This window comes from Haloarcula sp. H-hyl2, from assembly GCF_056934385.1.
Genome location: NZ_JBRIIJ010000002.1, coordinates 727,386 through 751,724, shown reverse-complemented (window position 1 = coordinate 751,724; position 24,339 = coordinate 727,386). Strand labels below are relative to the sequence as shown.

Below are 24,339 nucleotides of genomic sequence, written 5' to 3'. Positions count from 1 at the left end.
TATCCTACGTGCCGACCGTTGTCACGCCAGGCGATGACCCTTCGGCAGGTTCCAGCAGGTGTTGCCGTCCTCGTCTGTGTCTCACTGGTGGTCATGGGACCACTGATCGGCGTCGACGTGACACGACAGTCGGCGACTGCCTTCGGTGAGGGGACCGCGACGGTGTCGGCCGTCGAGATCCAGCACGACGAGTTCCGGGTCACCACAGGCAGGTTCGGGACGGGTGTCGAGTACGTTCGGATTCCCGCGGCGAGCGTGACCGTCGACGCCGCGACTGGCCGGCCGCGACTGCTCTACCTCGTCAGCGTCCCCGCGCTGGACGTCGACATCGTGACGACGACACTCGTCACCGGCGCCCCGCGGACATACGAACTGACACCCGGCGATCAGGGCATCGAACGCGGCCGTGCGACGAACGGGACCTACGAGGGGGCGCTGACCGTCCGCGTCCAGAGTTTCACCGCCGACAGGACGATCACGACCAGGAACGTCACCGTGGAGGTGGCGACGTGACCAGTGACGTGCAACGCGAAGTGGTCGAGCGGACCCGACAGCGCCTCCGTGCGGCCGGACGATGGCTGTTCGGCGATCGATACGGCCTCGCACTCTGGTTGGGACTGGCGCTCGCGTTCGCAGTGACCTGGCGGGTCGGCTTCTTCATCCAGGACACGTACGCGACGGCGAACACGCTCGTCGCACTCGCTGACGGACGGCTCCACGTCATCGAGGTGCGCTACTCGCTCTCGCTTGGCTCGCTCCCCGGCCTCCACGAGGTCGGCGGGCGACTGTACGGCCGGAACTACGGCCAACTGGCGCTCGCGGTGCCGCTGGTGTGGCTGTTAGAGGGAGCAACAGCCATCGTCGACCCAGGCCTGCTGATCGACGGCCTCTGGACACTCGGTGCGCTCGCGTTCGTCCACACCGTCGGTCGGTTCCCGGGAGTCGACCGCCGGCGGGTGGAACTCCTGGGGACGGCGTTCGTGGCAGCAGTCTTCGTCGCGACGCTGCGGACGGCGACCGACCTGGATCCGGATCGGCTGGCGCTGGTCGCATATCAGCTCTCGACGCTGCTGGCAGCGGCGACGCTCTGTCTCCTGTTGTATCGACTGGGGCGGCTCGTCCACGACCGGCGGGTCGGACTGGCCGCCGGGCTCGTGACTGGGCTGGCCACGCCAGTCGGGTTCTGGGCGACCATCCCGAAACGGCACACGCTCGTCGCGGCGCTGACCGTCGGCGTGGTGTACGCGTTCGCCGTGAGCCGGTATCGGGACGGTCGACCGGCGATGCGTGCGAGGATGGGTGCGTACGCACTGGCCGGTCTCGTCACGTGGACCCACGCCTTCGAGGGGTTCTTCCTGGTCGTGGTCCTCGGCGTCGTCGACCTCGTGACGGCACGCTCGCGGCAGCCACGACAACTGCTGGCGCTCGGACTCGTCCTGCTGGTCGCACTGACACCGATGTTCGCGACGAACTACGCGATCTCGGGGAATCCGGCCGAGCCACCGCGGGTGTTGCCCGGTGTCGAGACCGGGTGGACGCCGAACAGTGGCGCGGAGACGACGCCGGACGGCACCGCGGCGGCGACGCCGAACGGGACCGCGGACGGGGGGGCTGCGGGCAGCGGGGACGGTGAACCGACGCCCGACGGGCCCCCCGGTGTAACTCCCACACCGGGCAGCGGCGACGGCGAATCAGGGAGCGGGTCGGTACTGGACGGCCTGTTCGCGCCGCTACTGACCGTGTTCGGGTTCGTCTTCGAGTTCGCCGGTCGGTCGGTCGTCGACGGTATCGGCGTTCTCGGCCAGCCGGGTCGGCTGGCCGATATCTTCCTCCAGAGTGGTCACATCTCGGGGGTGCGCTACGACCTCAACGAGTACGAGGTCGTGGAACTCGCATTGCTGGAGGCACTGCCGGTCGCTGGAGCGCTGGCCGCGTTGCCGGTACTCGCGATCCAGCGGGGGCGAGCGCGTGTCGAGCGAGCCACGACCGGGCGCCGGTCGCTCTCGCCAGCACGGCAGACGGACCTGCTCGTGTGCTCGCTAGCGGTCGTGCTGACCGTCGTCTATCTCCCGCTGCTCCCGCTGTTCAGCCAGCTCACGGTCCGGTATCTCCATCCCGTGATACCGCTGGCGGTCTACGGCCTCGTTCGGATACCGGCGGTTCGAGACGGACTCGACGGTCACTGGCGGCGACAGGCAGGGGCCGCAACCGGCTGGGTCGGCGTGGTGACACTCGGGATGCTGTGGGCGATCACCGCGCTGGACCTGGCAGTCGGCGAAGCGGTGCAGTTGCACGCCACAGTTGCCTTGGTGGGCGCGACTGTCTGGGCCGGCGTCGTCCTGGGCCGAACGGTCAGACCGGGGCACGTCCCGACCTGGCTCGTCACGGCCAGCGGTTCACTCACGGTCGGTGTCGGGACGGCGTACGTGGTGCTGGGCGCGCTGGTGTACTTCCGATACGGAAGCTACGCCCTCGCCGTCGTCCAGGCTATCGCGGCCGGACTCCCGTCGCTGTAGGCGCACGGATCCCGGTGCAGTAGTGCGGTATCAGACGCGATAATTTACGGGACACCTTTATTTAGCTCATTCCGGTATCTACGGTTCGATAAGTCATGCCAGACGTACTGATAGCCGACGACTCGGAGTTTATGCGCAACCTCCTGCGTGAGATTCTGGAGGAGGACCACAACATCGTTGGCGAGGTCGAGAACGGTGTCGAAGCCGTCGAAGTGTACAAAGAACAGACGCCGGATCTCGTAATGATGGACATCGTCATGCCCATCCGGGACGGCATCGAAGCGACCGACGAGATCAAGACCTCGAACCCCGATGCCAACGTCATCATGTGTACCAGCGTCGGACAAGAGGAGAAGATGAAAGAGGCCGTCAAGGCTGGCGCCGACGGCTACATCACCAAACCGTTCCAGAAACCGAGCGTGATGGAGGCGATCGAGGACGTCGTCCCGTCATAGATGAACGTCGATATCCAGTCGCTCGGTACGTTCAACCAACTCGCACACGAGGGGGCCCAGCAGGCGACGGCGTCGATGGCCCAGATGACGGGTATCGACGCGACGGTCGACGTGACCAAGATCACGCTCGTCCCGCGGGCGGACGTCGGGGAAGAACTGACTGGCAGGGACTTCGTCGGCGTCCAGTTCGACTTCGAGGGCGTGATGGACGGGGAGACCGTGCTAGTCTTCGACGAGGACTCCGCCGATACCATGGTCGAGGCGATGGTTCCGGGTGGTGCCGACGACGACGCGATGGCACAGAGCGGCGTCGAGGAGATCGGGAACATCATGATGAGCGGGTTCATCGACGGGTGGGCGGACTACCTCGGGGCGACGATCGACCACTCGCCACCCGTCTACATCGAGAAGTCCGGGGCCGACGTGTTGCCGGAGGCACCCGAGCACGACGCCCACGACCAGGTCTTCGTCTTCAAATCGGAGATCGAGTGGGTCGGCGAGTCGGTGAGCTTCTACATCTACATGCTCCCCGAGTACGAGTCGCTCACGGAGACGATGATGTCCCACGCCGACACCGACGGCGACGCCGTCCCCATCGACAAGCTCGAGACGTTCAACGAGATGACCGAGAGCGGGACCGAGCAGGCCGCCAGCAACGTCGAGATGATGACCGGCATCGACACCGAGGCCGAGGTCACCCAGATCAGTTTCGCCCCGATCACCGACGTACCGAAACAGATCGGGACCGAGACCTTCGTCGGGACGGTCGTCGAGTTCACGGGCGTTCCCAGTGGCTACCTGCTCGTGCTGTTCGACGAGGCGTCGGCGGTCACCGTCGCTGAGGCGATGATGCCGGTCGAGATGGACAGCGACGAGTTGACGGACCAGCACAAGGCGGCGATCGAGGAGTTGGGTAACATCATGACAAGCGGGTTCGTCGACGGCTGGGCGAACGTCCTCCAGACCTCCGTGGACCACACGCCACCGCGTCTCGTCCACGACATGGGGCGAGCCATCGTCGATCCGCTGGCAGCACAGGTCGGCCAGCACCAGGAGCACGCGTTCATCATCGATTCGGAGATGCACACGCCCGATATCGACTTCAGTGCGGAGATCCACGCGCTCCCCAACGAGAAGGAACTGCGGGCCGCGCTGGACGACCTCGACGTCGATAGGGCCGATAAAACCGAGGCGAGCGTGGAACAGATCTTCGAATAATGAAAGTCTACGACGGGAGCCGGACGAACGGGACGCAGGACAGCTCGCCCGAGCGGATCAAGGTGGGCATCGCCGAGTACAAAGTGACGACAGAGTCGGCGGTGCTGACGACGAGCGGACTCGGGTCGTGTATCGGCGTGGCGCTGTACGACGAGAACTCTGGTGCAGCCGGGCTCGTCCACGTCATGTTGCCGACTGCGGAGGACGTCGAGGGGGGCAACCGGGCGAAGTTCGCCGACACTGGCGTCGAGGCCCTCGTCGACGCGCTCGAGAGCAAGGGCGCCGATACGGGCTCGCTGCAGGCGAAGATGGCCGGCGGGAGCGATATGCTCGACTTCTCGGAAAACGGCTCCTCGATCGGGTCACGGAACGCGAAACAGGTCCGGGCGACCCTGGCGGAGTTCGACATCCCGATCGCAGGGGAGGACGTCGGCGGCGACCACGGCCGTTCGATCCAGCTGAAAGCCGACAGCGGCGACCTGGTCGTCAAGAGTGCCAACACCGAGTCGACGACGCTTTGATTTGTGAGAACCGACGGACACGATAGGGTATCCGATTCGGATTTCTGTCTGACAGACGGCAGCCGTCTGGCAGACGGGCGCGCACCCACAAATCGACGATAGAGGGTCGATAGAGCGAAATTTCCAGCAGAAACGGAGGTTGAAGTATTAATTCTATACCTGACGTATTGAATTTACCTGGATTCTCTGCTACGAACTCGATAGTTATCACTTGTGATACGCTAGACGGAATATTGAAGGGTATCTGAGGCCATCTTTCAGAGAGAATGAACAGTCCCGATCTCGTCACAGCGCTCGCGGACGCGGCCGCGCCAGCGCTGATAGTGCTCCTGTCCGGCGGTCTCGTCGGCATGAGCATCAAGAACATGTTCGACTCGATCCTGTCGGACGACGAGGACGAGGACGACGAAGACGGCGACGGGATGGCCGACGGCGGCGGCCTGATGGCAGAGGAGGGCGGTGGCGACGACGATCTCGGTGGGTTGGGTGGGTTCGACGACGAGGGTGACGACGAGATGGGCGGGTTCGGCGACGACGAGTTCGGCGACATGGAGGACGCCACGGGCCCGGACACGGACGAGCTCGAACACCGCCTCGACGAGTTGGAGAACGAGGTCGGGAGTCTCTCCTCGACGGTCAACACGGTCCGGACGGAGAACGAGAGCATCTCCGAATCGGTCGAGGAGGTCGAGGAGAACGTCCGGAAACTGCTCGACATCTACGAGATGGTCACGCGCGGGGTCAACCCGTTCGCGGACGACGTCGACGCCGGCATGGGCGGCGGGATGGATGGCGGTGGGTCCTTCGGGCTGTTCGACGACGACGACGGTGGCGACGACGAGGAGGACCTCGACGACGACATCGCCAACGCCGACGCCGAGGGCTTCTTCGACGAGGACCTCGTCGAGGACGACGCCGGCGGCATGGAGATGGGTGGCGGTGGCGAGGTCGACGACATGTTCCCCGACGAGGGCGACGACGGGGGCGGTGGCTTCGAGGACGACGGCGGTACCTTCGACGAGGATTTCGACGACGGCATGGAGATGGACGACGGAATGAGCATGGACGATGGCATGGACATGGACGACGGTGACAGCACCGACGATGGCGGTGACGGTGAGGGCGGCAAATCGTTCGCCGAACTGAAAGACGAGTACGAGTCGGGCGACGCCGACTGGGCGGAAGGCGAGGAGCCAGCCGACGAGGACGACGATCTGTTCGACGACGATGGCGACGAGGGTGCGATGGACGGCGACATGCTCGAAGCGGACGACGACATGGGCGAGGAGATGCTGGCAGACGACGCAGGCATGGACGACGACATGCTCGACGACGGCATGGAGGACAGCCTCGAAGACGACGAGCTCTTCGACGAAGTCATCGATGCGGACGAGGGTGGTGCGGCCGATCCCGAACCGGAAGCCGACACGGACACCGAGCCGGTCACGGAGACCGAACCAGACGACGACACCGACGAGACGGAGACAGCGGCATCCGCCGAGACGGATGCAGCAGCGACGGGCGACGCTGATGCTGACGCCGCGGCCGAGACCGATTCGGAGACGGCGGCAAGCGCGGACGACGACGGTAAGCCGTACCTGGCGACGCTACCCGACGGTTTCGGCGCGGAGCTGATCGTCGTCGAGTGGCTGGAGTTCCTGGTGAGCGAGTCGGGGTACCACGAAGCGATCAAAGCCATCGACTACTACGAGACCATCGACTGGATCGACGCCGCCGTCGCGGCGGACCTCCGGGCGTACCTCCGTGGGTTCGACAACGTCGACGACAGCGGCGAGGCGCTGACAATCGACCACCACACGGAGAGCCTGACCTACATCTCCCAGCTCGACGAGGACAGCGGGGCGGAGGGCGTCGCGCTCTCGAAACTCGTGCGTGGAGGTGGTTCCGATGGGCTTCAGCGTTAGCGGGTCGGCGGCGCTCATCTTCGTCGCCGCGTTCATCGGTTTCGGGATGTTCTACACCTCGGCAGCCAACAGTTTCGAGAACGTCAACGACGCACGGGAGGCCAGTGCCGACGCGACGCTCGAACAGCAAAACACCGCAATCGAGATCCAGAGCATCGTCTACAACAGCACGGCCGACTCGCTGGAGATCACCGTCGACAACACAGGCTCGACCGAACTCGAAGTCAGCGAGGTCGACCTGCTCACGAACGACCAGTACCTCAGCGGCTACCAGACGGCAGTCGACGGCTCGACGAGCACCGACCTCTGGCTCCCGACCGAACAGTTGACGATCACCGCGACCGGCATCACCAGTGATCCCGGCCGGGCCAAGCTCGTCACCGGTCCCGGCGTTGCCGCGACCGAACAGACGACGGTGGTGAGCTAACGTGGCGAGTGTCTCGGTCTCCCATCTGATCATCTTCATCGCGTCGATGATGATCGCCGCCAGCGTCGCCGGCGTGTTCACCGACACCGTCGGGCAGTTGAGTAGTGCCGTCTCCGAGCAGGGGCTGGACGTCAGCAGCGACGTCCGCACCGATATCGAGATCATCTCCGATAGCGGCTCCAGCGCGATCTACGACAGCAGTGGGAACCAGAACATCACGCTCCACGTGAAAAACACCGGCTCGGAGCAGTTAGCCGCCGAGGCCGGGGAACTGGACGTGTTCGTCGACGGCGAGTTCGCGACCGGCTACACGGTGACGCTGATGCCCAACGGCGGCCTATCCTGGGACCCCGGCGACGTGGTCCGTCTGGAGATATCGACGGGGGCGCTATCGAACTGGCAGGCCAGCGGTGATCACCGTGTCAAGGTCATCGCCAACGGTGACGAGGAGGTGTTCGAGTTCCGCACATGAGTATCGCAAGCAACGATCTGTTCTCGCTCGGACTGGACGATCACGACCGACTGAACAAGGAACTGGGCGGCGGCATCCCGCCGGGCAGTATCATCCTCGTCGAGGGTGACTACGGGGCCGGCAAGTCCGCGATGAGCCAGCGGTTCGCCTACGGCCTCTGTGAGGAGGGTATCGACGTCACCTACCTCTCGACGGAACTGACCGTCGGGAGCTTCCTCGACCAGATGCACTCGCTATCCTACGACATGGTCGATCACATCCTCGACGAGAACGTCCTGTTCCTCCACGCCGATATCGGGGAATCGAACGCCCTGACCGGCAACAACGACGAGGAGGAGGAGCGCAAAGACCTGCTCAAGCGCCTGATGGAGGCGGACGTGATGTGGAACAGCGACGTCGTCATCATCGACACGTTCGACGCCATCCTCCGGAACGACCCCAAGTTCGAGGCGCTGGTCCGCCAGAACGAGGAACGCCAGGCCGCCCTGGAGGTCATCTCGTACTTCCGTGACGTCATCTCCCAGGGCAAGTGCGTGATGTTGACCGTCGACCCCTCGACGCTGGACGAGGAGGCCATCGGTCCGTTCCGAGCTATCGCGGACGTGTTCATCGAACTGGAGATGATCGAGGTCGGCAACGACGTCCGGCGCCAGATCAACGTCCTCCGCTTTGCGGGGATGGGCGAACAGGTGGGTGACACCATCGGGTTCTCGGTGCGCTCGGGGACCGGCATCGTCATCGAATCCAGGAGTGTTGCCTAACAATGACAGACCACGGACGCGCCAAACCCTCGGACGAACTGCGACAGATGGCCGCGCGACGACCACACCTGCGTGACCACTTGAAGAAGTTCAAGCAGATCACCGGGGAGTTCCCCATGCTGATCGACGAGGCCGACGGCGACTACGAGTCCGACCGGCCGAACGTCCTCTACCCGGTCGGTGGCCCCATCTTCTGTCACATCTACGGCGACGTCGGGCAGGACATGAAGTACTACGCCATCGAGCCGGAACTCGACGAGGACGAGCAGGTCGTCTTCGGGAAGGTCCGCAACCGGCTGCTGGAGAAGAGCGTCAACAAGCCCGCTCCCGAGAGCGAGGCCCAGTACGACGACCGCATCGAGGAACTGCTCCAGGAGACGACGAAAGTCAAAGACGAGGACGGCAACGACGGCGTGCTCACGCGGCTCTCGAACCTTACGAGCGTCGGCAACGTCGAAGTCACCCAGTCGACCTACGAGAACATCCTCTACCGGCTCAACCGCGATATCGTCGGACTGGGGCCGCTGGAACCGGTGATGCGGGACCCGGCCAACGAGGACATCCACGTCATCGGCCGCAGCGAGTGCCACGTCGACCACGGCGTCTACGGCATGCTGGAGACGACCGTCGAGTGGGAAAGCGAGGAGGCGTTCGACCAGTGGCTCAGGAACATGGGCGAGCGGATGGGCGACCCCGTCAGCGACTCCGATCCCATCGTCGACTCGACGCTGCCCGACGGCTCGCGCCTGAACCTCATCTACTCCGACGACGTCTCGCTGAAGGGGCCCTCGCTGACCATCCGGCAGGGCGACGAGGTGCCGCTGTCGATCTTCCAGATCACGAAGTGGATGACCCTCTCGCCGGAGCTAGCGGCGTATCTCTGGCTCTGTCTGGAGAACGAACAGACGGTGTTCGTGGTCGGGGAGACGGCGTCCGGGAAGACGACGACGCTGAACGCTATCACCTCGTTCATCCCCGACGACGCGAAGATCTACACCGCGGAGGACACCGCCGAGGTGTTGCCGCCGCACAACACCTGGCAGCAACTCCTGACCCGTGAGGGTGAGGACGAGGGGACCAGTATCGACATGTTCGACCTGGTCGCCGCGGCACTGCGGTCCCGCCCCGACTACATCATCGTGGGCGAGGTTCGTGGGGAAGAGGGGCGGATGGCCTTCCAGGCCGCACAGACCGGCCACCCGGTCATGCTGACCTTCCACGCGAGCGACATCGTCTCGATGATCCAGCGCTTTACCGGCGAACCGATCAACGTCCCCGAGACGTTCATGGACGTCGCCGACGTGGCGCTGTTCCAGAACCGCGTCAAGCAGGGCGATCAGGTCCTGCGCCGTGTCACCTCCGTCCAGGAGATCGAGGGGTACTCCAAGGAGATGGACGGTGTCGTCACCCGGCAGGTGTTCAACTGGGACCCCGTCGAGGACGAGATCGTCTTCCAGGGGATGAACAACTCCTTCGTGCTCGAAGAACAGATCGCGACCCTGCTGGGCTACGAGGACACCCGCGACATCTACGACGACCTGGAATTCCGGGCGAACATCATCAGGCGAGCGATCCAGGAGGGGATCACCGGCTACCACGAGGTCAACGACTTCATCAGCGACTTCCAGCGTGACGGTATCGAGGGCATCCCCTTCAGCATGACCCGACCCGACTAACATGGCCCAGAGCGAAGCCGAGGGACTCGATCTCACGATCTCCGAGACCATCCAGGGACTGGTCGAGTCCTACCGCCAGATGGAGATCCCCATCGAGCGGTATCTCACCTACATCCTGGCGCCGGCCGTCGTCTTCTTCTTCATCACGGTCGGGGCCGGCCTCCTGCTGCCGTTTCCCCTCACCATCCGGGCACCCATCCCGCTGCTGGGGCTGCTCGTGATGGCGTCGGCGGTGTTCTACCCGAAGATCCTGCTCTCCCAGCGCAAGAGCGAGCTCAACAACCGCTTTCACCTGATGATCACACACATGACGGTGCTGGCGACGACGAAGATCGACCGGATGGAGGTGTTCCGGACGCTCGCGAAAGAGGACGAGTACGGCGAACTCGCCATGGAGATGCACCGTATCGTCCAGCTCGTCGACACCTGGAACCAGAGCCTCGACGACGCCTGCCGGCGGCGGGCCAAACAGGTCCCCAGCGACGCCGTCTCGGACTTTCTGGACCGACTCGCCTACACGCTCGGGGCCGGCCAGTCCCTGGAGGACTACCTGATCTCCGAACAGGAACAGATCATCCAGCACTACACCACGGTCTACCGGAGTTCGCTCGACAGCCTCGAAGTGATGAAGGACCTCTACCTGTCGATGATCCTCTCGATGACGTTCGCACTCGTCTTCGCGGTCGTCCTGCCGGTGCTGACGGGGACGAACCCGACGATGACCGTCAGCGCCGTCATCGTGATGTTCGTCTTCGTCCAGTCCGGGTTCTTCCTCGCCATCCGGTCGATGGCCCCGTACGACCCCGTGTGGTTCCACCCCGTCGAGTACCCCTCGCCCATCGAGCAGAAACTCGACCGGTCGATGTACGCCGGGGTGAGCCTCTCTGTCCTGCTGTTTGCGCTCTCGCTGGGCGGGATGTCGGGCATCTCACCCATCGGGCTCGACGACCTCCTGTTCATGTTCGACGGGGTGCCACTGCCGTTCTACGCGGCCGTGCCCGTCACGCCGATGCTCATCCCCGGTATCGTCTTCCGGCAGGAGGAACAGAAGATCAAGGCCCGCGATCAGGAGTTCCCCAGTTTCATCCGGGCGCTGGGGGCGACCGAGGGCGCCAAGCAGTCGACGACCGGGCAGGTGTTGCGGACGCTGCGGAAGAAGGACTTCGGGCCGCTGACGCCGAACATCAACGACCTCTACAAGCGCCTGAACATGCGCATCGAGCCGACCGCGGCCTGGCGGTACTTCACCGCCGACTGCCGGTCGTACCTCATCCAGACGTTCTCGGAGATGTACCTCATCGGCCGGGAGATGGGTGGTTCGCCGAAGCAACTGGGCGAACTGATTGCCTCGAACATGAACGAAGTGCTCCAGTTGCGCCAGAAGCGAAAGCAGGCCGCGACGACGCTGATCGGGCTACTCTACGGTATCACCGCGGCCTCGACGTTCGCGTTCTTCATCGGCCTCCAGGTCGTCAACATCCTCGCACAGATGTCCCTGGACCTCAACGCCGGGAGCCGGCTGGACGTCAACTCGCTGATCAACACCGGCGTCTACAACATCCCGCTCATCGAGTTCCTGCTGGTCATCATCATCATGTTCTCGGCGATGCTGTCCAGCCTGATGATCCGGACCGTCGACGGGGGCCACAAGGCCAACACCTACATGCACTTCGTCATCCTCACCTGGATCGGCGCCAGTACGGGGACGTTCACGAAGTGGCTGGTGACCCAGTTCCTCCAGATATGAGCCGATGCCGGGTTACGCCTCGAACCCGTCCTCCCACCGGAACAGGCCGTCGCGCTGGATCACCTCGTCGTCGACTTCGAGGCGCGATCCATCGTCCATCGTCGTGATGAGGTCCTCGTGAACGGCGCTCTCGTTGCCGGACTCGCCCGCGGGGAGACACGCGTCGTAGGCGCGGCCGAGCGCGAGGTGGACCGTCCCGCCCATCTTCTCGTCGAAGAGGATGTTGTCGGTGATCCGGTCGACGCCGCGGTTCATCCCGATGCCGAGTTCGCCCAGGCGGCGGGCACCCTCGTCGGTCTCCAGGATATCGGCGATCACGTCCGCCCCCTGGCCGGCCGTCCAGTCGACGACGACGCCGTCCGCGAAGGTCAGTTCGACGTCCTGGATACGGCGACCCTGGACGGTCATCGGGACGTCGAAGGTGACGACCCCCTCGGTCGCTTCGGGGGCAGTGAACACCTCGCCCGAGGGGAGATTGTGAGAGTCGTAGGCGACGCTGGCCGCGGAGTTGACTGCGATTCGTCCCTCGATGGACATGGTGAGGTCGGTGCCGTCGGCGACGATGTGGACCTCGCTGCCCCCGTCGAGAATCTCCTTCAGGCGGGCCTGTTCCTCGGCCAGGCCCTCCCAGTCCCGGAGCGTCGCGTCGTAGACGAAGTCCCGGTAGGCCTCGTAGGCCATCCCGGCCTGCTGGGCCATCGCCCGCGTCGGATGCTGTGTCGAGACCCAGTCGGTGTCCAGTCGAGCCTCCCGGATCCCCTCGCGGGCGGTCGCGTAGGCCCGGCGGCGCTCGCCAGGAACGTCGGCGCTCCCGGCGGTATTATGCGAGCCATAGAGCGCGAGGACACTGTCGGCCCGCTCGTACAGCGCCAGTTCGTAGTCGGGGTCGTCCGCGAAGTCCTCCTCGTGTGCCCGCAGGTACGCGCGGGTGATCTCGTCACTGTCGTAGACGGCGAGCAGGTTCGCGCCGCGCTCGCCCAGTACTTCGGCGACGGCGACGGCCAGGTCGTGGGCGCCCTCCTCGACCCGGACGACGACGTCGTCGCCGGCCTCGATGCGAGCACTCCAGTCCACGAGCGTGCGTGCGTGGTCGCGGATGCGGTCGTCCATGCCCACGGCGAGGGGGGCCACCGGTGAAAACGTACCGCCCGCTCGATCACGAATCGGTCTCCAGCAGGCGCTCTACCCGGCGTTCGAACTCCTGTTCGTCGATATCCCCGCGAGCGTAGCGCTCACGCAGGGTCGTGACCGAAGCGTCGGCGACACCGGACGCCGTAGACGAGCCCTCGGATGCCTGCGACCGCCATCGCAGCCACCCGAGCGTCAGCGGCAACACGCCGCCGTAGCCGACCGGGAACGCGACCCACGCCCAGGAAATCCCGAGCGCGAGGCCGCCGAGGCCGGCCAGCAGAATCGCCAGAGAGAGTACTCCAGTCACAAGTCCGTATGTCGCGGTGTCGTAATCAGTGTCCATACAGGCAGTTGTATCCGGAGAGTAATAAATTTGAGTGAGTGCTTACTTAGAAGTCCGGGGCTCGAACCGGAACCCCTACCTGCCCGCTCACAGACCTGCCGGTATGGAACTTGGCGTCATCGGACTCGGACGGATGGGCCGTATCGTCGTCGACCGCGTCCTCGACGACGGCCACGACGTGGTCGTCTTCGACATCGACGAGGACGCGGTGGCCGACGCCGCCGATGCCGGCGCACGACCGGCCGACGGGATCGAGGACCTCGCCGGGAAACTGGGCGAAGAGAAACGTATCTGGCTGATGGTGCCGGCCGGGGACCCGGTCGACGCCGCACTCGACGAACTGGAGGGGCTAGTCGACGCGGACGACGTCGTCGTCGACGGCGGGAACTCCTACTTCGAGGACTCGGTCCGCCGGGCCGACTCGACCGACGCAGCCTACCTGGACTGTGGCACCTCCGGTGGCCCCGCTGGCGCCGAACTGGGCTTTTCCCTGATGGTCGGCGGCCCCGAGTGGGCCTACGAGGCGCTCACGCCGGTCTTCGACGCCGTCGCCACCGGGCCGGATGGCCACGACCGCATGGGTCCCGCAGGCTCGGGCCACTACGTCAAGATGGTCCACAACGGCGTCGAGTACGCGCTGATGCAGGCCTACGGCGAGGGGTTCGAACTGCTCGCGAACGGCCGCTACGACCTCGATCTGGAAGCGGTGGCCCGCACCTGGAACAACGGTGCCGTCATCCGCTCGTGGCTGCTCGAACTCTGCGAGGAAGCGTTCCGCGAGGAGGGCAACGACCTCGGCGACGTCGCCGACCGCGTCGAGGGTGGCTCGACCGGTACCTGGACCGTCCAGGAGGCCCTCGAACAGGAGGTTCCGGTGCCACTGATCTACCAGTCCCTGGCCGAGCGGTTCGGCTCGCGGGCCGACGACGGGCGGTTCTCCCGGCGGCTGGCCAGTCGGCTTCGGTACGGGTTCGGGCGTCACGAGGTCCCGCGGCGGTAAGAGTGGTACGCGACTCGCGCTGCGAGTCGGGCTTTTTCGCCCACGTTTTTCCCGAGTGATGGCCGAGCACTGCGAGGCCACCCGACGGAAAAACGGTGGTCGGTACGGGTTCGGTCGTCACGATGTCCCGTATCGGTAGGAGAGGCAGGCGCGTTGGGCGTCCCGCGATCAGTACGTCGCTTCGGGAACGGTACTGCGGGCGAGTGTCGCCGAGGAGTCCGGGCCGTCCCAGACGACCCGGAGTGTCGTGCCCGGTTCGACAGTTAGTTCGATGGCGTCGCCCGCAGACAGTCTGCCGTCGTCGTCGGTCCAGTCGACGACCCGGTCGCCGGCATGGACGGTCAGATACGTCGCGTTGGCCGTGTCACCGCCGTCGTGGGTGATCGTCGCCGTCGTTCCGTTGGCCGTCGACTCGTAGTCGAAGGCAGTCGCCATCTGGGGCGGTTGCGGTCCATCGGGTGCGTCTCCCACACCCAGGACGAACGAAGCGACGACCGCCGAGAGGATGACCACGATCGGAATCAGGATCAACAGCGCGGCAAACCCCACACCCAAGCCGACCAGTATCTTCACGCCCGTGTCGAGGTCGTTCCACCGTTCACGCAGCTCCATACGCTGTATCTGACTGTTGTATCAAAAGTAGTTCCGGTCGATAGAATGGAACGTGATACGACAGCCCCCAGTTCGACGGGACGCCCGCTGTGTCTGAAACAACAGCTAATTAAATCAGTACTCCATAGGCGCGCACATGGTTGAACTCGTAGGTATCGGCGCGGGGGCGCTGCTGACGCTGATCGTGGTGGCGCTCCACTACGCGAAAGGGACTGGCTGGGATGCCCCGGAGGACATCTCCCAGGAGGTCCTCGAACAGCGCGCCGCCACCGTTCCGGAGACGGACTTCCCCGAACCGTACAACCGGTCGATCGGCGGCGGCGGTGCCGCAGCGATCCCGGCTGGCGAGGCCGGCGAACTCGGTGAGGGCGAGGAAGAGGAGGAAGAGGCCGGCTTCGACCCGGACGACATCGCCGACGACGAGATCGAGTACTACGAGATCGAGTTCGAGAAGGAGGGCGAGACTATCGAGGTTGCCAACAACGAGACCATCCTCGACGCCGGCGAGGACGAGGGCTGGGACCTGCCCTACGCCTGCCGACAGGGGCAGTGTATCTCCTGCGCGGGTCACATCCAGGACGGCCCCGCCGAGGAGTACATCCGCCACAGTCAGAACGACTCGCTGATGGACGACGACATGGAGGAGGGCTACTGCCTGACCTGTGTCGCCTACCCGGTCGCGGAGTTCAGCATCGAGACCGGCGAGTCGCCCTGACCGGTCGCTTGTTCACAACCGTTAAGACGGGCTATCCAGTACGATTTATCGAGGGCGGCTAGTTCAGCGGACAGAACGCCTGGTTCCGGACCAGATGGTCGGGGGTTCAAATCCCTCGCCGCCCGTAGTATTTTGCTGCGAGCAATCCGCGAGCAGCAAATGCGCTACGCGAGGGATTCTGAACCCTGCCAGTCGCGCGCAGCGAAGCGAGCACGTCTGGCTTCGGTTCAAATCCCTCGCCGCCCGCTATTCTGCGACGAACGGACGTGCGGGGCGAATAGCACCGCGGCGGGGTTTGAATCACGCGAGACGAACAGAGGAGTCTCGCATCGGGTTCAATTCCCTCGCCCCGTGCTAGGCCACGTCCAGTCAATCGACGACGCTGTAGACAACCGGACCGGCGACGAGTGCCGTCAGGAAGACCAGCAGCGCACCGAGGGCGATGGGAGCGGGAAAGAAGTCGACGAGACTGCCAGTGGCCAGGAGACTGCCGGCGCTGATTAACGAGATGCCAAGTGCGAGCGCACCGAGGTAGAGCGGTCGGTATCGTGATCGATCCATGCAGTCTCACTAGTACACCATATCGCGGCAGTTTGATCGGGAGTGGTAATTATGTTTCCCCGAGAGAAGGTTCACCGACAGAGTACGAACGGAGTGTCGAGAGGGCCACGTCGAGTCAGGCCGACACGATCACTTCGGAGATCGATACGATGTCGCCACCACGTCGGCCGGTGTCCCGGGCCCCCACAGCGTAGTAGTTCCGACGACGGGCAGTTCCCGGTGACCACCGACTACTGTACCTCGGCACTCGCCGCGCGGGCGAGCAGTCGGACCGCGAGGGCACCGATCACGAGATTGAATCCCAGAAGGACCGCGACAGCAGGGACGAGCGTGTTCCAGAGGCCACCGAACATCGAGACGTCGAGGACGGTCATGACGTCCCGGCCGAGCATGAGCGCCCGGATACCGTCGACACCGTAGGTGACCGGGTTGACGACGGCGACGGCCCGAATCCAGCCGGGCAGTGCGTCCAGCGGGACGAACGCACTGGAGACGAACAGCAGGGGGAACGTGAGGAGGTTCGAGAGCATGACCGTCGCGTCGCGGTCGCGAGTCACGAGCGCGACGACGGTCGAGTAAGCCATGAACACGCCGCCGAAGAGGACGGTGACCGTAAGGATGCCGACGGCGCCGACGGCGCCGGTCTGGAGGTACTGGGCGGGACTCGCGCCGCGTTCGAGCGCCAGCATCGCGTACCCCAGCACGAGGATGATGGCCGTCTGGACGGTGATGCGGACGACTTCGGAGAGCGCTTTGCCCAGGAACATCGCGCTCCGATGCATCGGCGAGATGAGCGTCTTGTCGAACATCCCCGTCTCCATGTCGTCGACCAGGCCGATCCCCGAGACGGCCGCAGCGGCCAGGGCCGACTGGACCACGATCGCCGGCGTGAGGAAGGTTACGTAGGAGACGGCGGGGCCGAGCGACTGGGCCAGGACGCCCTCGACGACGGCGCCCAGGACGGCCGCCATCAGGACGAAGAAGACGATGGGCTGGACCAACGAGGTGAACGTGACGAACGGGTTCCGGGAGGACTTGACCAGCCAGCGCGTGAAGCTGACACGAACGTCCATCAGCGGACCGTTCCCGGCCGCTCGCTCCGCGGTCCCTGACGTGTCGGCACCATCCGTCGTCCCGCTCATCGGTCCACCCCACTGGCGGTCGCGTCGCTGTCGGCATGCTCGTCCCCGCCCGTCAACGCGAGGAAGACGTCGTCGAGCGTGGGCGAGTCGACGTCGAACGACTGGACGGCGACGCCGGCCTGGGCGAGCGCAGCGAACAGGTCGCCCGCGACCTGGCGCACGTCGTCGGCTTCGAGGACCAGCCCGTCGACGGTCGGCTCGACGGTCGCCGTTTCGAGCGCGGTGCGTGCCGCGTCGACGGCACGACGGCACTGCCGGTCGGACGGTGTCGCAAGCGTCACCGAGAGCGTCTCCGTCCCGACCGCGGCCTTCAGCGAGTCGGGCGATCCCGTCGCGGTCACACGCCCGTCTTCGAGGATCGCCAGTCGGTCACAGAGCCGGTCGGCCTGTTCGAGGTACTGGGTCGTCAGGAAGACCGTCGTCCCGCGGTCGTTGATCCGCTCGACGTGCTCCCAGACGCGGCGGCGTGCCTCGGGGTCGAGCCCGGTCGTCGGTTCGTCGAGGAAGACGACCGGGGGCCGATGGACGAGCACCGTCGCGGTGTCGAGTCGCTTCTGCATCCCGCCCGAGAACGTCTCGGCCCGGTCGTCGGCCACGTCCTGCAATCCGACGAGTTCGAGCAGGTCCTCGATCCGCTCGCTGCGCTCGACCCGTGGGACGCCGTATATCTCACAGGCCACACGGAGGTTCTCGCGAGCGGTGAGTTCGCGGTCGATGCTGGTCTCCTGTGCCATGTAGCCGACCGACTCCCGGACCGCCCGTGACTCGTCGACGGTGTCGTAGCCGTTGATCTGGACGGTCCCCGCTGTCGGGTGTAACAGCGTGACGAGTGTCCTGACGGTGGTCGTCTTGCCGGCGCCGTTGGGACCGAGGAAGCCGAAGAACTCTCCCTCGGCGACGGCGAGTGAGACCCCACGGACCGCCTCGGTGCCGTCGGCGTAGGTCACCTGGACGTCCGTCGCGTCGATCGCGAGGTCCGTGTCCGGCGGGGTTGTCTCCTGTTCGGTCCGGTCGCGTGACTGTTGGACTGCCATAGCGTCAGTGACGTTCGCCGACCGCCCGGGAAGGTCCGTCTCGAATTGGTCCGGCCGTTTAAGTCCCCTCAGTCGGGCAGCGGCGGCCACGTCGTCGCGACGGTCTCCTCGATCAACTGAGTCTGCGCGCGCCGGAGGCGCTCGGACAACGAGGAGGCGGTGATCCCCAGTTCCGCAGCCACGTCCCCCAGCGACGCCGCCCGAGGGATGTGGAAGTAACCCATCTCGTAGGCCGTCCGGAGCGCCTCGCGCTGGCTGTCGGTCAGGCCGTCGCCGGGCGGTTCAGGGGCGTCCGGATGGGTGAGGCGGTGGAGTTCGAATCCGACGTTACGTTGCCAGAAACGCCGAAATTCGTCGAAGGTCGTCCGGTCGGCGAACCAGCCTGACTGTCGCCAGCCCGTCGGTAGCACCTCGATGCGGTGGACGACCGCGTCGGCCGTTGCGAGGGCTCTGAGTCCGTCGAGGTCGTCGAGGACGTCACCGAGCTGTTCGGAAAGCGAGAAGGCCGGGACGGCCTGGTACCGCCGCGTGTCGCCGGCCTCGCCGATCAGCGTCCACTCGTCGACGTCGACAGCGTCGTCGAGTGCGGTCCCGATTGCTGGCGACCCATCGGTCACCGTCAGGACGAACAGCGGTCGCCGGCCGTGATTGAACTGCAACTGCAGGACCAGTGTCGCCGACGGGACAGCCGCCGCGACACCGACGAGCGGGAGCCGGTCACAAGGGATGTCGAACTCGGCGAGCAGCGCCATACTGGCAAGCGAACCCCCACCGAAATAGCAGTTCTCACTCCGGTCGAGAGTCAGGCAGGGCTCCGGCTGTCGGTCGCAGTCGACGGTGGGACGGCCGTCCCGGCCGCGAGCGTCGCGCGGCCGTACCGGAGCAGGAGTCCCGCAGCGACCACCCAGACGGGGGCGACGTACGCGAGCAGCGTGGGGATGGCGACCCCTGCCGGATCGGAGACGACGGCGCCGCCGAGGCTCGACGCCGTGTTGATACCACCGTGGAGTCCCATCGCGAGAAGGACGTTCCCGCCACTGCTGTTGTACAGCCAGGTGAAAATGATAGCAAAGCCGACGAGCAAGACGGCATACAGCGGGAACGAGAACGAACCGTATCCGATGTCGAAGACAAACAGCGGGAGGTGCCAGACCGCCCAGCCGACGCCGACAGCGACGCTCGCTGTCAGTGCGTCGAACCGCCGCTGGAGTGCGGGTAGCGCGAACCCACGCCAACCGAACTCCTCCTGGCCACCGCCGAGCAGCGTCGTGAACAGCAGGACGAGAGGATAGCCCAGCACGACGCGGTCGAGTCGAGCGGTCGTGAACTCGCCAGCGACAGCCGCCAGCAGCAGACCCATCGCAGCGCCGAGTACGACCGGGAGGCCAACCGCAACCGCGTACCACCGCCGTCCGACCCGCCAGTCGAAGCCGTCACGGAGCCAGGCGCGGACCGAGCCACCGCGGAGCCAGACCAGCAGTGCCGCCGCGACCGCCGGCCCGAACGCCCCCGGTATCACGTACAGTTGCGTCACCCGGTCGACAGTCGCGAACAGGGGAAGCCACAGCGACCAGGAGAACGCGAGCGTGAGCGCGTAGAATGCTGCCACAGGATGGTCGTCTGCGAGCGCTACGAGCCGAGGCGGGGGTGCGAATCGGTGTGTCGTCATCACAGTCGAAGATGGGAGTTCCGGGGGCAAAGACCGGAAGCCACGGCTTCAGTCCGTGAAGCGGCGGTACATCTTTCATCGGGTTCGCCGAACGACGTACTGATGAGTAACGACGCGCCGGACCCCGAGACCGTCGGCGGGATACTCGAAGACCAGACGGCCCGGGAGATACTCATCGAGACCAGTCAGGAACCCATGTCAGCGACACGTCTGAAAGAGCGCTGCGAGGCGTCAGGACCGACCATCTACCGCCGGCTCGAACGCCTGCGCGAGGCCGATTTCGTCGTCGAACAGACGCGCCCCGACCCCGAGGGCGGCCACCACCGGAACGTCTACGCGCCGAACCTCGACCGCATCGTCGTCGCACTCGAAGCGGGGACGCTCTCGGTCAGTATCGAGCGCGACGAGTCGATGGCCGACCGGTTCACCAGACTCGTCGAGGAGATGTGACCATGATCGGACCCCTTCCCGTCGCGTTACAGTCCGCGGGCCAGCCCTCCGAACTGGTCCGCATCGGCCTGCTCTCGTACGAACTGGTCGGTGCCGTCCTGGGCCTGTGCATCGCCTATCTGGCCTACCAGGGGTACCGCCGCAACGACAGCCGTCCGATGCTGTTCCTCTCGCTGGGGTTCGTCCTCGCGCTGGGCGTCCCCCTGGCGCTGACGCTCGTCTACCTCGCGCTGCCGATCCCCGGCGGCCAGGTCGCCGTCCAGGTCCTCAGTCAGACCAGCGAGATCGCCGGGCTGCTCTGTATCATCTACGGCCTCCGGGTCTGATCTCAGGCGACGTTCAGCGCGACGAGCAGCAGTTGGGTGCCACAGAGCAGCGCCAGCACGGCGACGAGACACGCCTGGTAGTAGGGCCTGACCGGCGCGAGTCGGTCGGCCAGGTCGTCGAGCAAGGGGAGGCCACGCACGACAGCGAACGTCACCGTGCTCACGGCCGGGACGATACTGAGGCCGACTGCCTTCGCGACCGTCTCGGGGCCGTAGTAGACGCCCCCCGGCGGCGTGTAGTGGACGACCATCTCGGCAGGGACCGCGTCGTAGGCGAGCGCGCCGACCGCGACGGTGCCGACGAGCAGTGCGAACGCGATACCGTCGCTGGGGCGGGCGCGTCTGCCGACTGCGGCGCTCATCTGTGTCCCTCCGCGTGGGAAGTCGAGTTCACTAGCTGTGCGTCACGACAGTGTGCCGTGCAGTTCGGGTGCATCACGACTCGTGTTACGGACCCGGTCACAATAGAGCGCCGAGCAGCGCTTCAGATGCTGAAGTCGTCCACCGACAGATGAACGGTCCGACGTCGACTCGCTCCGCTCGGCCGCTGCGACTCGCGTGCTCGACCCCTGGCAGGGTCTCGTTTTCGTCGCTCGCGGACACCGCGCTGTCGCTCGATATATCGTCGCAACAGAAAGCGCCGCCGCCAGGGCTCGAACCTGGGACAACCTGGGTAACAACCAGGTGCTCTACCAGCTGAGCTACGGCGGCTCTTCGCACTCAACGATTGCTGGAGTTGGTAATTAGGGCTTTCGTTTCCGTTCGGCATCGACACGCTTTCACGCACTCTATGAGTAGCGCGGGACATGAGCGACGAGTTCGATGCCGTCGTCGAGCGGGTCCGAGAGCGGGTCTCGCCCGACGCCGAGGAGCGCGAGCGACTCCAGCGGGTCGCCAGCGAGGTGCGAGAGCGGGCCGAAACGGCCATCGAGGAGCTGCCGGTCGCCGCCGAGGTCGTCCAGGTCGGGTCGACCGCTCGCGGGACCTGGACGGCGGGCGACCGGGACATCGACGTGTTCGTCTGTTTCCCGCCGGAGCTTGACCGCGAGACACTGGAGTCGTACGGCCTGGAGGTCGGCCACACGGTGTTGCCCGAAGGTCGCGAGGAGTACGCCGAACACCCCTACGTCGTCGGCGAGGTCGAGGGGTACGCCGTGGACCTGGTCCCCTGCTACGACGTGGCCGACGCGACCGCCATCCAGTCGGCGGTCGACCGGACGCCCTTCCACACCCGCTATCTGGAGGCGCGGCTGGACGACACCCTCGCCGGCGAGGTCCGGGTCACCAAGCAGTTCCTGAAGGGTATCGGCGTCTACGGGAGCGACCTCCGAACGCAGGGGTTCTCGGGATATCTGACGGAACTGCTCGTCGTCGAGTACGGGAGCTTCCGTGCGTTCGTCGAGGCCGCCGCCGACTGGCACCCACCGGTCGAGTTCGACCCCGAGGACCACGCCGCGGCACGCTTCGACGACGCGCTCGTGGTCATCGATCCGACCGACCCCGAGCGCAACGTGGCCGCAGTCTGTTCGGCCCGGAACGTCGCCCGCCTCCAGCACTACGCCAGGGATCTGCTCGCTGATCCCCGCGAGGAACTGTTCACGCCCAGCGAACCCGCCCCCTACGACGCCGAGGACGTCCGGGCGGCCATCGAGCGCCGCGGGACGACGCCGGTCGCGCTGCGCTTCGAGACGCCCGACGTCGTCGAGGATCAGCTCTGGCCCCAGCTGGAGAAGTCACTGGGGGGGCTGACCGACGAACTCGACCGTCGGGGATTCGACGTCCTCCGGTCGGCCGCCTTCGCCGACGAGCAGTCGGTGTTGCTGGCCGAACTGGCCGTCGCCGAGCGACCGGCCGTCGAGCGCCACGAGGGGCCGCCCGTCCACGTCCGTGACCACGCGACGGGGTTCTACGAGTCCTACGCCGACGCCGACGTGGCCGGCCCGTTCGTCGACGGCGACCGCTACGTCGTCGAGCGCGACCGGGAGTTCACGACGGCCGCTGCCCTGCTGGAGAGCGACGCCGTCTTCGACGTCCGCCTGGGGCCACACGTCGAGTCGGCACTCGACGCCGGCTACGACTGTCTGGTCGGGACGGAGCTCGCAACGCTCACCCCCACGTTCGGGGTCGACCTGGCGCGTTACTTCGAGCCAAAGCCCTGATCGGCCAGGTCGTCCAGCACCTCGCGGGCCTCGCTGGCGACCTCACCGTCGGGTGCGACCGGGTCGTAGCCGTCGAAGACCTCGTGGACCATCGAGATGGAGTCCGCCAGCGTGTCCAGCCCGTAGCCGCCCTCCAGGACGAACCCGAGGCCGGCCCCGCAGTCCTCGGCCAGCGACCGCATCCGCTGGGTCATCACGCCGTACCCCTCCGTGGAGACCCGCATCCGTGAGATGGGGTCGTGCTCGTGGGCGTCGAAACCGGCGCTGATGAGCAACAGGTCCGGGTCGTACTCCGCGATAGCGGGTGCGAGACAGTCGTCGATGGCCGCGAGGTAGTCGACCGTATCCGAACCGGGTTCGTACTTGATGTTCAGCGTCGTCCCTTCGCCGTCGCCGGTGCCCGTCTCGTCGATCTCGCCGGTCCCCGGGAAGAGACCGTCCTCGTGGATCGAGGCGTAGAAGACGTCGCCGCGGTCGTAGAAGATGTCCTGTGTCCCGTTGCCGTGATGGACGTCCCAGTCGAAGACCGCGACGCGGTCGGCCTCGCGTTCGAGGGCGGCCTGTGCCGCGACGGCGACGTTGTTGATGAAACAAAAGCCCATGGCGTCGTCCTCGACGGCGTGGTGGCCCGGTGGCCGGCCGAGTCCGAACGGGGTGTTACGTCCGTCCAGTCCGTCGAGGGCGGCTTCGGCGGCCCACACCGACACACCGGCCGATGCCAGTGCAGCGTCCCAGGTCTCCTCGACGGCGACGGTGTCCGCGTCCCAGTTGCCGCCGCCGTCGTCGCAGAACGTGCGGAACTCGTCGATGTAGTCGCTCTCGTGGACCCGCCGGACGAGGTCCGTGTCGGCGTCGCCCGCCGCGACGTACTCGACGCCGTGGCGTTCCTTGAGCGCACGGCGGACTGCCCGGAGGCGGTCGGGACTCTCGGGATGGCGCGGCCCGGTGTCGTGGTCGAGACAGACCTCGCGGTAGCCGAAGTTCATTCAGAGTCAGTAGTACTGCGCGAGTTCGAAGTACGCCTCGATGTCCTCGGCCTTGATCGTCCGTCGGCCGGCGTGTCGAGCGAGCGTCGCCGCGGCGGTCGCCGTGTCGTCGGCGAACGCTTCCAGGATGTCCGCCAGGGCGACGCGTGCGTCCATCGACACGCGGTAGTCGTCGTCGATGTCCAGCCGTGCGATGCGGTCGACCGGCGCGACCGGCAGTTCGAGCCTGTCCTTGTCGGGGACGTGTTCGACCCCGAAGTCCGACGGCATCAGCGTCTTCCGCCCGTCGGCTGTCGCCTCGGCGGCGGCCTCGACCGCCAGCGACGACCCCTGTGTCTGGATCCGGCGCGCCAGTTCCTCGGCTGCCTCGGCGCTCACCCGCAGCCCGTCCGCGTTCCGCCGGATGACGGCGTCGACCGGCGCGAACGGTAACTCGACACTCATACCCACAATCGGGGGTGTTGCGGTCTTAAGAGTTTCCGTAGCGGTGTTG

Annotated in this window: 27 protein-coding genes and 2 tRNA genes; 17 read left to right on the top strand and 12 right to left on the bottom strand. The window is 65.8% G+C overall.

Going from position 1 to position 24,339, the window contains the following annotated elements:
• Nucleotides 1–33: 33 nt before the first annotated feature.
• The 11 genes from Hhyl2_RS13725 to flaJ all read left to right on the top strand — a co-directional run bounded on the left by Hhyl2_RS13725 (nucleotide 34) and on the right by flaJ (nucleotide 11,718).
• Nucleotides 34–513: a hypothetical protein gene (locus tag Hhyl2_RS13725; RefSeq protein WP_483551333.1), complete on the top strand. Its 480-nt coding sequence runs from the start codon at nucleotides 34–36 to the stop codon at nucleotides 511–513.
• Nucleotides 510–2,516 (top strand): hypothetical protein, encoded by a 2,007-nt coding sequence (locus tag Hhyl2_RS13720; protein ID WP_483551332.1) that lies wholly within the window; start codon nucleotides 510–512, stop codon nucleotides 2,514–2,516. Before Hhyl2_RS13725 ends, Hhyl2_RS13720 begins: the two co-directional genes overlap by 4 nt.
• A 95-nt stretch (nucleotides 2,517–2,611) precedes the next feature.
• Nucleotides 2,612–2,971 carry a chemotaxis protein CheY gene (cheY, locus tag Hhyl2_RS13715; RefSeq protein WP_012807767.1) on the top strand — a complete coding sequence of 120 codons (360 nt, stop codon included), beginning with the start codon at nucleotides 2,612–2,614 and terminating at the stop codon, nucleotides 2,969–2,971.
• Entirely contained in the window at nucleotides 2,972–4,189 is a 1,218-nt protein-coding gene (locus tag Hhyl2_RS13710) for a chemotaxis protein CheC (RefSeq protein WP_483551331.1), read from the top strand.
• Nucleotides 4,189–4,710 carry a chemotaxis protein CheD gene (locus Hhyl2_RS13705; RefSeq protein WP_483551330.1) on the top strand — a complete coding sequence of 174 codons (522 nt, stop codon included), beginning with the start codon at nucleotides 4,189–4,191 and terminating at the stop codon, nucleotides 4,708–4,710. The genes Hhyl2_RS13710 and Hhyl2_RS13705 overlap by 1 nt, the downstream gene beginning before the upstream one ends.
• 266 nt (nucleotides 4,711–4,976) lie before the next feature.
• Complete coding sequence (locus Hhyl2_RS13700; RefSeq protein WP_483551329.1) at nucleotides 4,977–6,635, top strand: FlaD/FlaE family flagellar protein; 1,659 nt, start codon at nucleotides 4,977–4,979, stop codon at nucleotides 6,633–6,635.
• Entirely contained in the window at nucleotides 6,619–7,062 is a 444-nt protein-coding gene (gene arlF / locus Hhyl2_RS13695; RefSeq protein ID WP_483551328.1) for an archaellum stator protein ArlF, read from the top strand. The genes Hhyl2_RS13700 and arlF overlap by 17 nt, the downstream gene beginning before the upstream one ends.
• Nucleotide 7,063: 1 nt before the next feature.
• Nucleotides 7,064–7,534 carry an archaellum stator protein ArlG gene (gene arlG / locus Hhyl2_RS13690; RefSeq protein WP_483551327.1) on the top strand — a complete coding sequence of 157 codons (471 nt, stop codon included), beginning with the start codon at nucleotides 7,064–7,066 and terminating at the stop codon, nucleotides 7,532–7,534.
• Nucleotides 7,531–8,295, top strand: a complete 765-nt coding sequence (gene arlH / locus Hhyl2_RS13685; RefSeq protein WP_483551326.1) for an archaellum protein ArlH — start codon at nucleotides 7,531–7,533, stop codon at nucleotides 8,293–8,295. Before arlG ends, arlH begins: the two co-directional genes overlap by 4 nt.
• Before the next feature lie 2 nt (nucleotides 8,296–8,297).
• Entirely contained in the window at nucleotides 8,298–9,971 is a 1,674-nt protein-coding gene (locus tag Hhyl2_RS13680) for a type II/IV secretion system ATPase subunit (RefSeq protein WP_483551325.1), read from the top strand.
• 1 nt (nucleotide 9,972) lies between these two features.
• Nucleotides 9,973–11,718, top strand: coding sequence for an archaellar assembly protein FlaJ (flaJ, locus tag Hhyl2_RS13675; protein ID WP_483551324.1), 1,746 nt, complete (start codon nucleotides 9,973–9,975; stop codon nucleotides 11,716–11,718).
• 12 nt (nucleotides 11,719–11,730) lie between these two features.
• On the opposite strand, the gene Hhyl2_RS13670 is transcribed toward flaJ, so the two are convergent.
• Together Hhyl2_RS13670 and Hhyl2_RS13665 are read right to left on the bottom strand one after the other, a co-directional pair.
• Nucleotides 11,731–12,828 (bottom strand): aminopeptidase, encoded by a 1,098-nt coding sequence (locus Hhyl2_RS13670; protein WP_483551323.1) that lies wholly within the window; start codon nucleotides 12,826–12,828, stop codon nucleotides 11,731–11,733.
• A 46-nt stretch (nucleotides 12,829–12,874) separates the two neighbouring features.
• Nucleotides 12,875–13,192, bottom strand: coding sequence for an SHOCT domain-containing protein (locus Hhyl2_RS13665; protein ID WP_483551322.1), 318 nt, complete (start codon nucleotides 13,190–13,192; stop codon nucleotides 12,875–12,877).
• A 103-nt stretch (nucleotides 13,193–13,295) separates the two neighbouring features.
• Here Hhyl2_RS13665 and gnd point away from each other — a divergent pair, with 103 nt between their 5' ends.
• Entirely contained in the window at nucleotides 13,296–14,192 is an 897-nt protein-coding gene (gene gnd, locus Hhyl2_RS13660; RefSeq protein ID WP_483551321.1) for a phosphogluconate dehydrogenase (NAD(+)-dependent, decarboxylating), read from the top strand.
• A 168-nt stretch (nucleotides 14,193–14,360) separates the two neighbouring features.
• On the opposite strand, the gene Hhyl2_RS13655 is transcribed toward gnd, so the two are convergent.
• The gene (locus tag Hhyl2_RS13655; RefSeq protein WP_483551320.1) at nucleotides 14,361–14,804 is read right to left on the bottom strand and encodes a type IV pilin domain-containing protein; all 444 of its coding nucleotides are present in this window, start codon (nucleotides 14,802–14,804) and stop codon (nucleotides 14,361–14,363) included.
• A gap of 136 nt (nucleotides 14,805–14,940) precedes the next feature.
• Here Hhyl2_RS13655 and Hhyl2_RS13650 point away from each other — a divergent pair, with 136 nt between their 5' ends.
• Nucleotides 14,941–15,519, top strand: a complete 579-nt coding sequence (locus tag Hhyl2_RS13650; protein WP_483551318.1) for a 2Fe-2S iron-sulfur cluster-binding protein — start codon at nucleotides 14,941–14,943, stop codon at nucleotides 15,517–15,519.
• A gap of 52 nt (nucleotides 15,520–15,571) precedes the next feature.
• Nucleotides 15,572–15,644, top strand: a tRNA-Arg gene (locus Hhyl2_RS13645).
• 244 nt (nucleotides 15,645–15,888) lie between these two features.
• Here the strand turns inward: Hhyl2_RS13645 and Hhyl2_RS13640 are convergent.
• From Hhyl2_RS13640 to Hhyl2_RS13620, 5 genes are all read right to left on the bottom strand, one after another.
• Complete coding sequence (locus Hhyl2_RS13640) at nucleotides 15,889–16,080, bottom strand: hypothetical protein (protein WP_483551317.1); 192 nt, start codon at nucleotides 16,078–16,080, stop codon at nucleotides 15,889–15,891.
• 230 nt (nucleotides 16,081–16,310) lie between these two features.
• Nucleotides 16,311–17,222, bottom strand: a complete 912-nt coding sequence (locus tag Hhyl2_RS13635; RefSeq protein WP_483551316.1) for an ABC transporter permease — start codon at nucleotides 17,220–17,222, stop codon at nucleotides 16,311–16,313.
• Nucleotides 17,219–18,256: an ATP-binding cassette domain-containing protein gene (locus Hhyl2_RS13630; protein WP_483551315.1), complete on the bottom strand. Its 1,038-nt coding sequence runs from the start codon at nucleotides 18,254–18,256 to the stop codon at nucleotides 17,219–17,221. The genes Hhyl2_RS13635 and Hhyl2_RS13630 overlap by 4 nt, the downstream gene beginning before the upstream one ends.
• Nucleotides 18,257–18,324: 68 nt before the next feature.
• On the bottom strand, nucleotides 18,325–19,008 hold the full coding sequence (locus tag Hhyl2_RS13625; protein ID WP_483551314.1) for a helix-turn-helix domain-containing protein: 684 nt from the start codon (nucleotides 19,006–19,008) through the stop codon (nucleotides 18,325–18,327).
• A 50-nt stretch (nucleotides 19,009–19,058) separates the two neighbouring features.
• A complete protein-coding gene (locus tag Hhyl2_RS13620) occupies nucleotides 19,059–19,925 on the bottom strand; it encodes a lysostaphin resistance A-like protein (RefSeq protein WP_483551313.1) in 867 nt (288 codons plus the stop codon).
• A 102-nt stretch (nucleotides 19,926–20,027) separates the two neighbouring features.
• Between Hhyl2_RS13620 and Hhyl2_RS13615 the strand changes: the two genes are divergently transcribed.
• Both Hhyl2_RS13615 and Hhyl2_RS13610 read left to right on the top strand, forming a co-directional pair.
• On the top strand, nucleotides 20,028–20,375 hold the full coding sequence (locus tag Hhyl2_RS13615) for a helix-turn-helix domain-containing protein (protein ID WP_483551312.1): 348 nt from the start codon (nucleotides 20,028–20,030) through the stop codon (nucleotides 20,373–20,375).
• A 2-nt stretch (nucleotides 20,376–20,377) separates the two neighbouring features.
• Complete coding sequence (locus Hhyl2_RS13610; RefSeq protein ID WP_483551311.1) at nucleotides 20,378–20,701, top strand: DUF7521 family protein; 324 nt, start codon at nucleotides 20,378–20,380, stop codon at nucleotides 20,699–20,701.
• Between the two features lie 2 nt (nucleotides 20,702–20,703).
• Here Hhyl2_RS13610 and Hhyl2_RS13605 read toward each other — a convergent pair whose 3' ends face one another.
• Together Hhyl2_RS13605 and Hhyl2_RS13600 are read right to left on the bottom strand one after the other, a co-directional pair.
• Complete coding sequence (locus Hhyl2_RS13605; RefSeq protein WP_483551310.1) at nucleotides 20,704–21,063, bottom strand: hypothetical protein; 360 nt, start codon at nucleotides 21,061–21,063, stop codon at nucleotides 20,704–20,706.
• Between the two features lie 276 nt (nucleotides 21,064–21,339).
• Nucleotides 21,340–21,412, bottom strand: a tRNA-Asn gene (locus Hhyl2_RS13600).
• Between the two features lie 95 nt (nucleotides 21,413–21,507).
• On the opposite strand from Hhyl2_RS13600, the gene cca reads away from it, so the two are divergent.
• Nucleotides 21,508–22,860, top strand: coding sequence for a CCA tRNA nucleotidyltransferase (gene cca / locus Hhyl2_RS13595; protein WP_483551309.1), 1,353 nt, complete (start codon nucleotides 21,508–21,510; stop codon nucleotides 22,858–22,860).
• Here the strand turns inward: cca and Hhyl2_RS13590 are convergent.
• Both Hhyl2_RS13590 and Hhyl2_RS13585 read right to left on the bottom strand, forming a co-directional pair.
• A complete protein-coding gene (locus Hhyl2_RS13590) occupies nucleotides 22,839–23,846 on the bottom strand; it encodes a histone deacetylase family protein (protein WP_483551308.1) in 1,008 nt (335 codons plus the stop codon). The genes cca and Hhyl2_RS13590 overlap by 22 nt on opposite strands.
• A 6-nt stretch (nucleotides 23,847–23,852) precedes the next feature.
• Nucleotides 23,853–24,290 (bottom strand): histone, encoded by a 438-nt coding sequence (locus tag Hhyl2_RS13585; RefSeq protein WP_483551307.1) that lies wholly within the window; start codon nucleotides 24,288–24,290, stop codon nucleotides 23,853–23,855.
• Nucleotides 24,291–24,339: the final 49 nt, after the last annotated feature.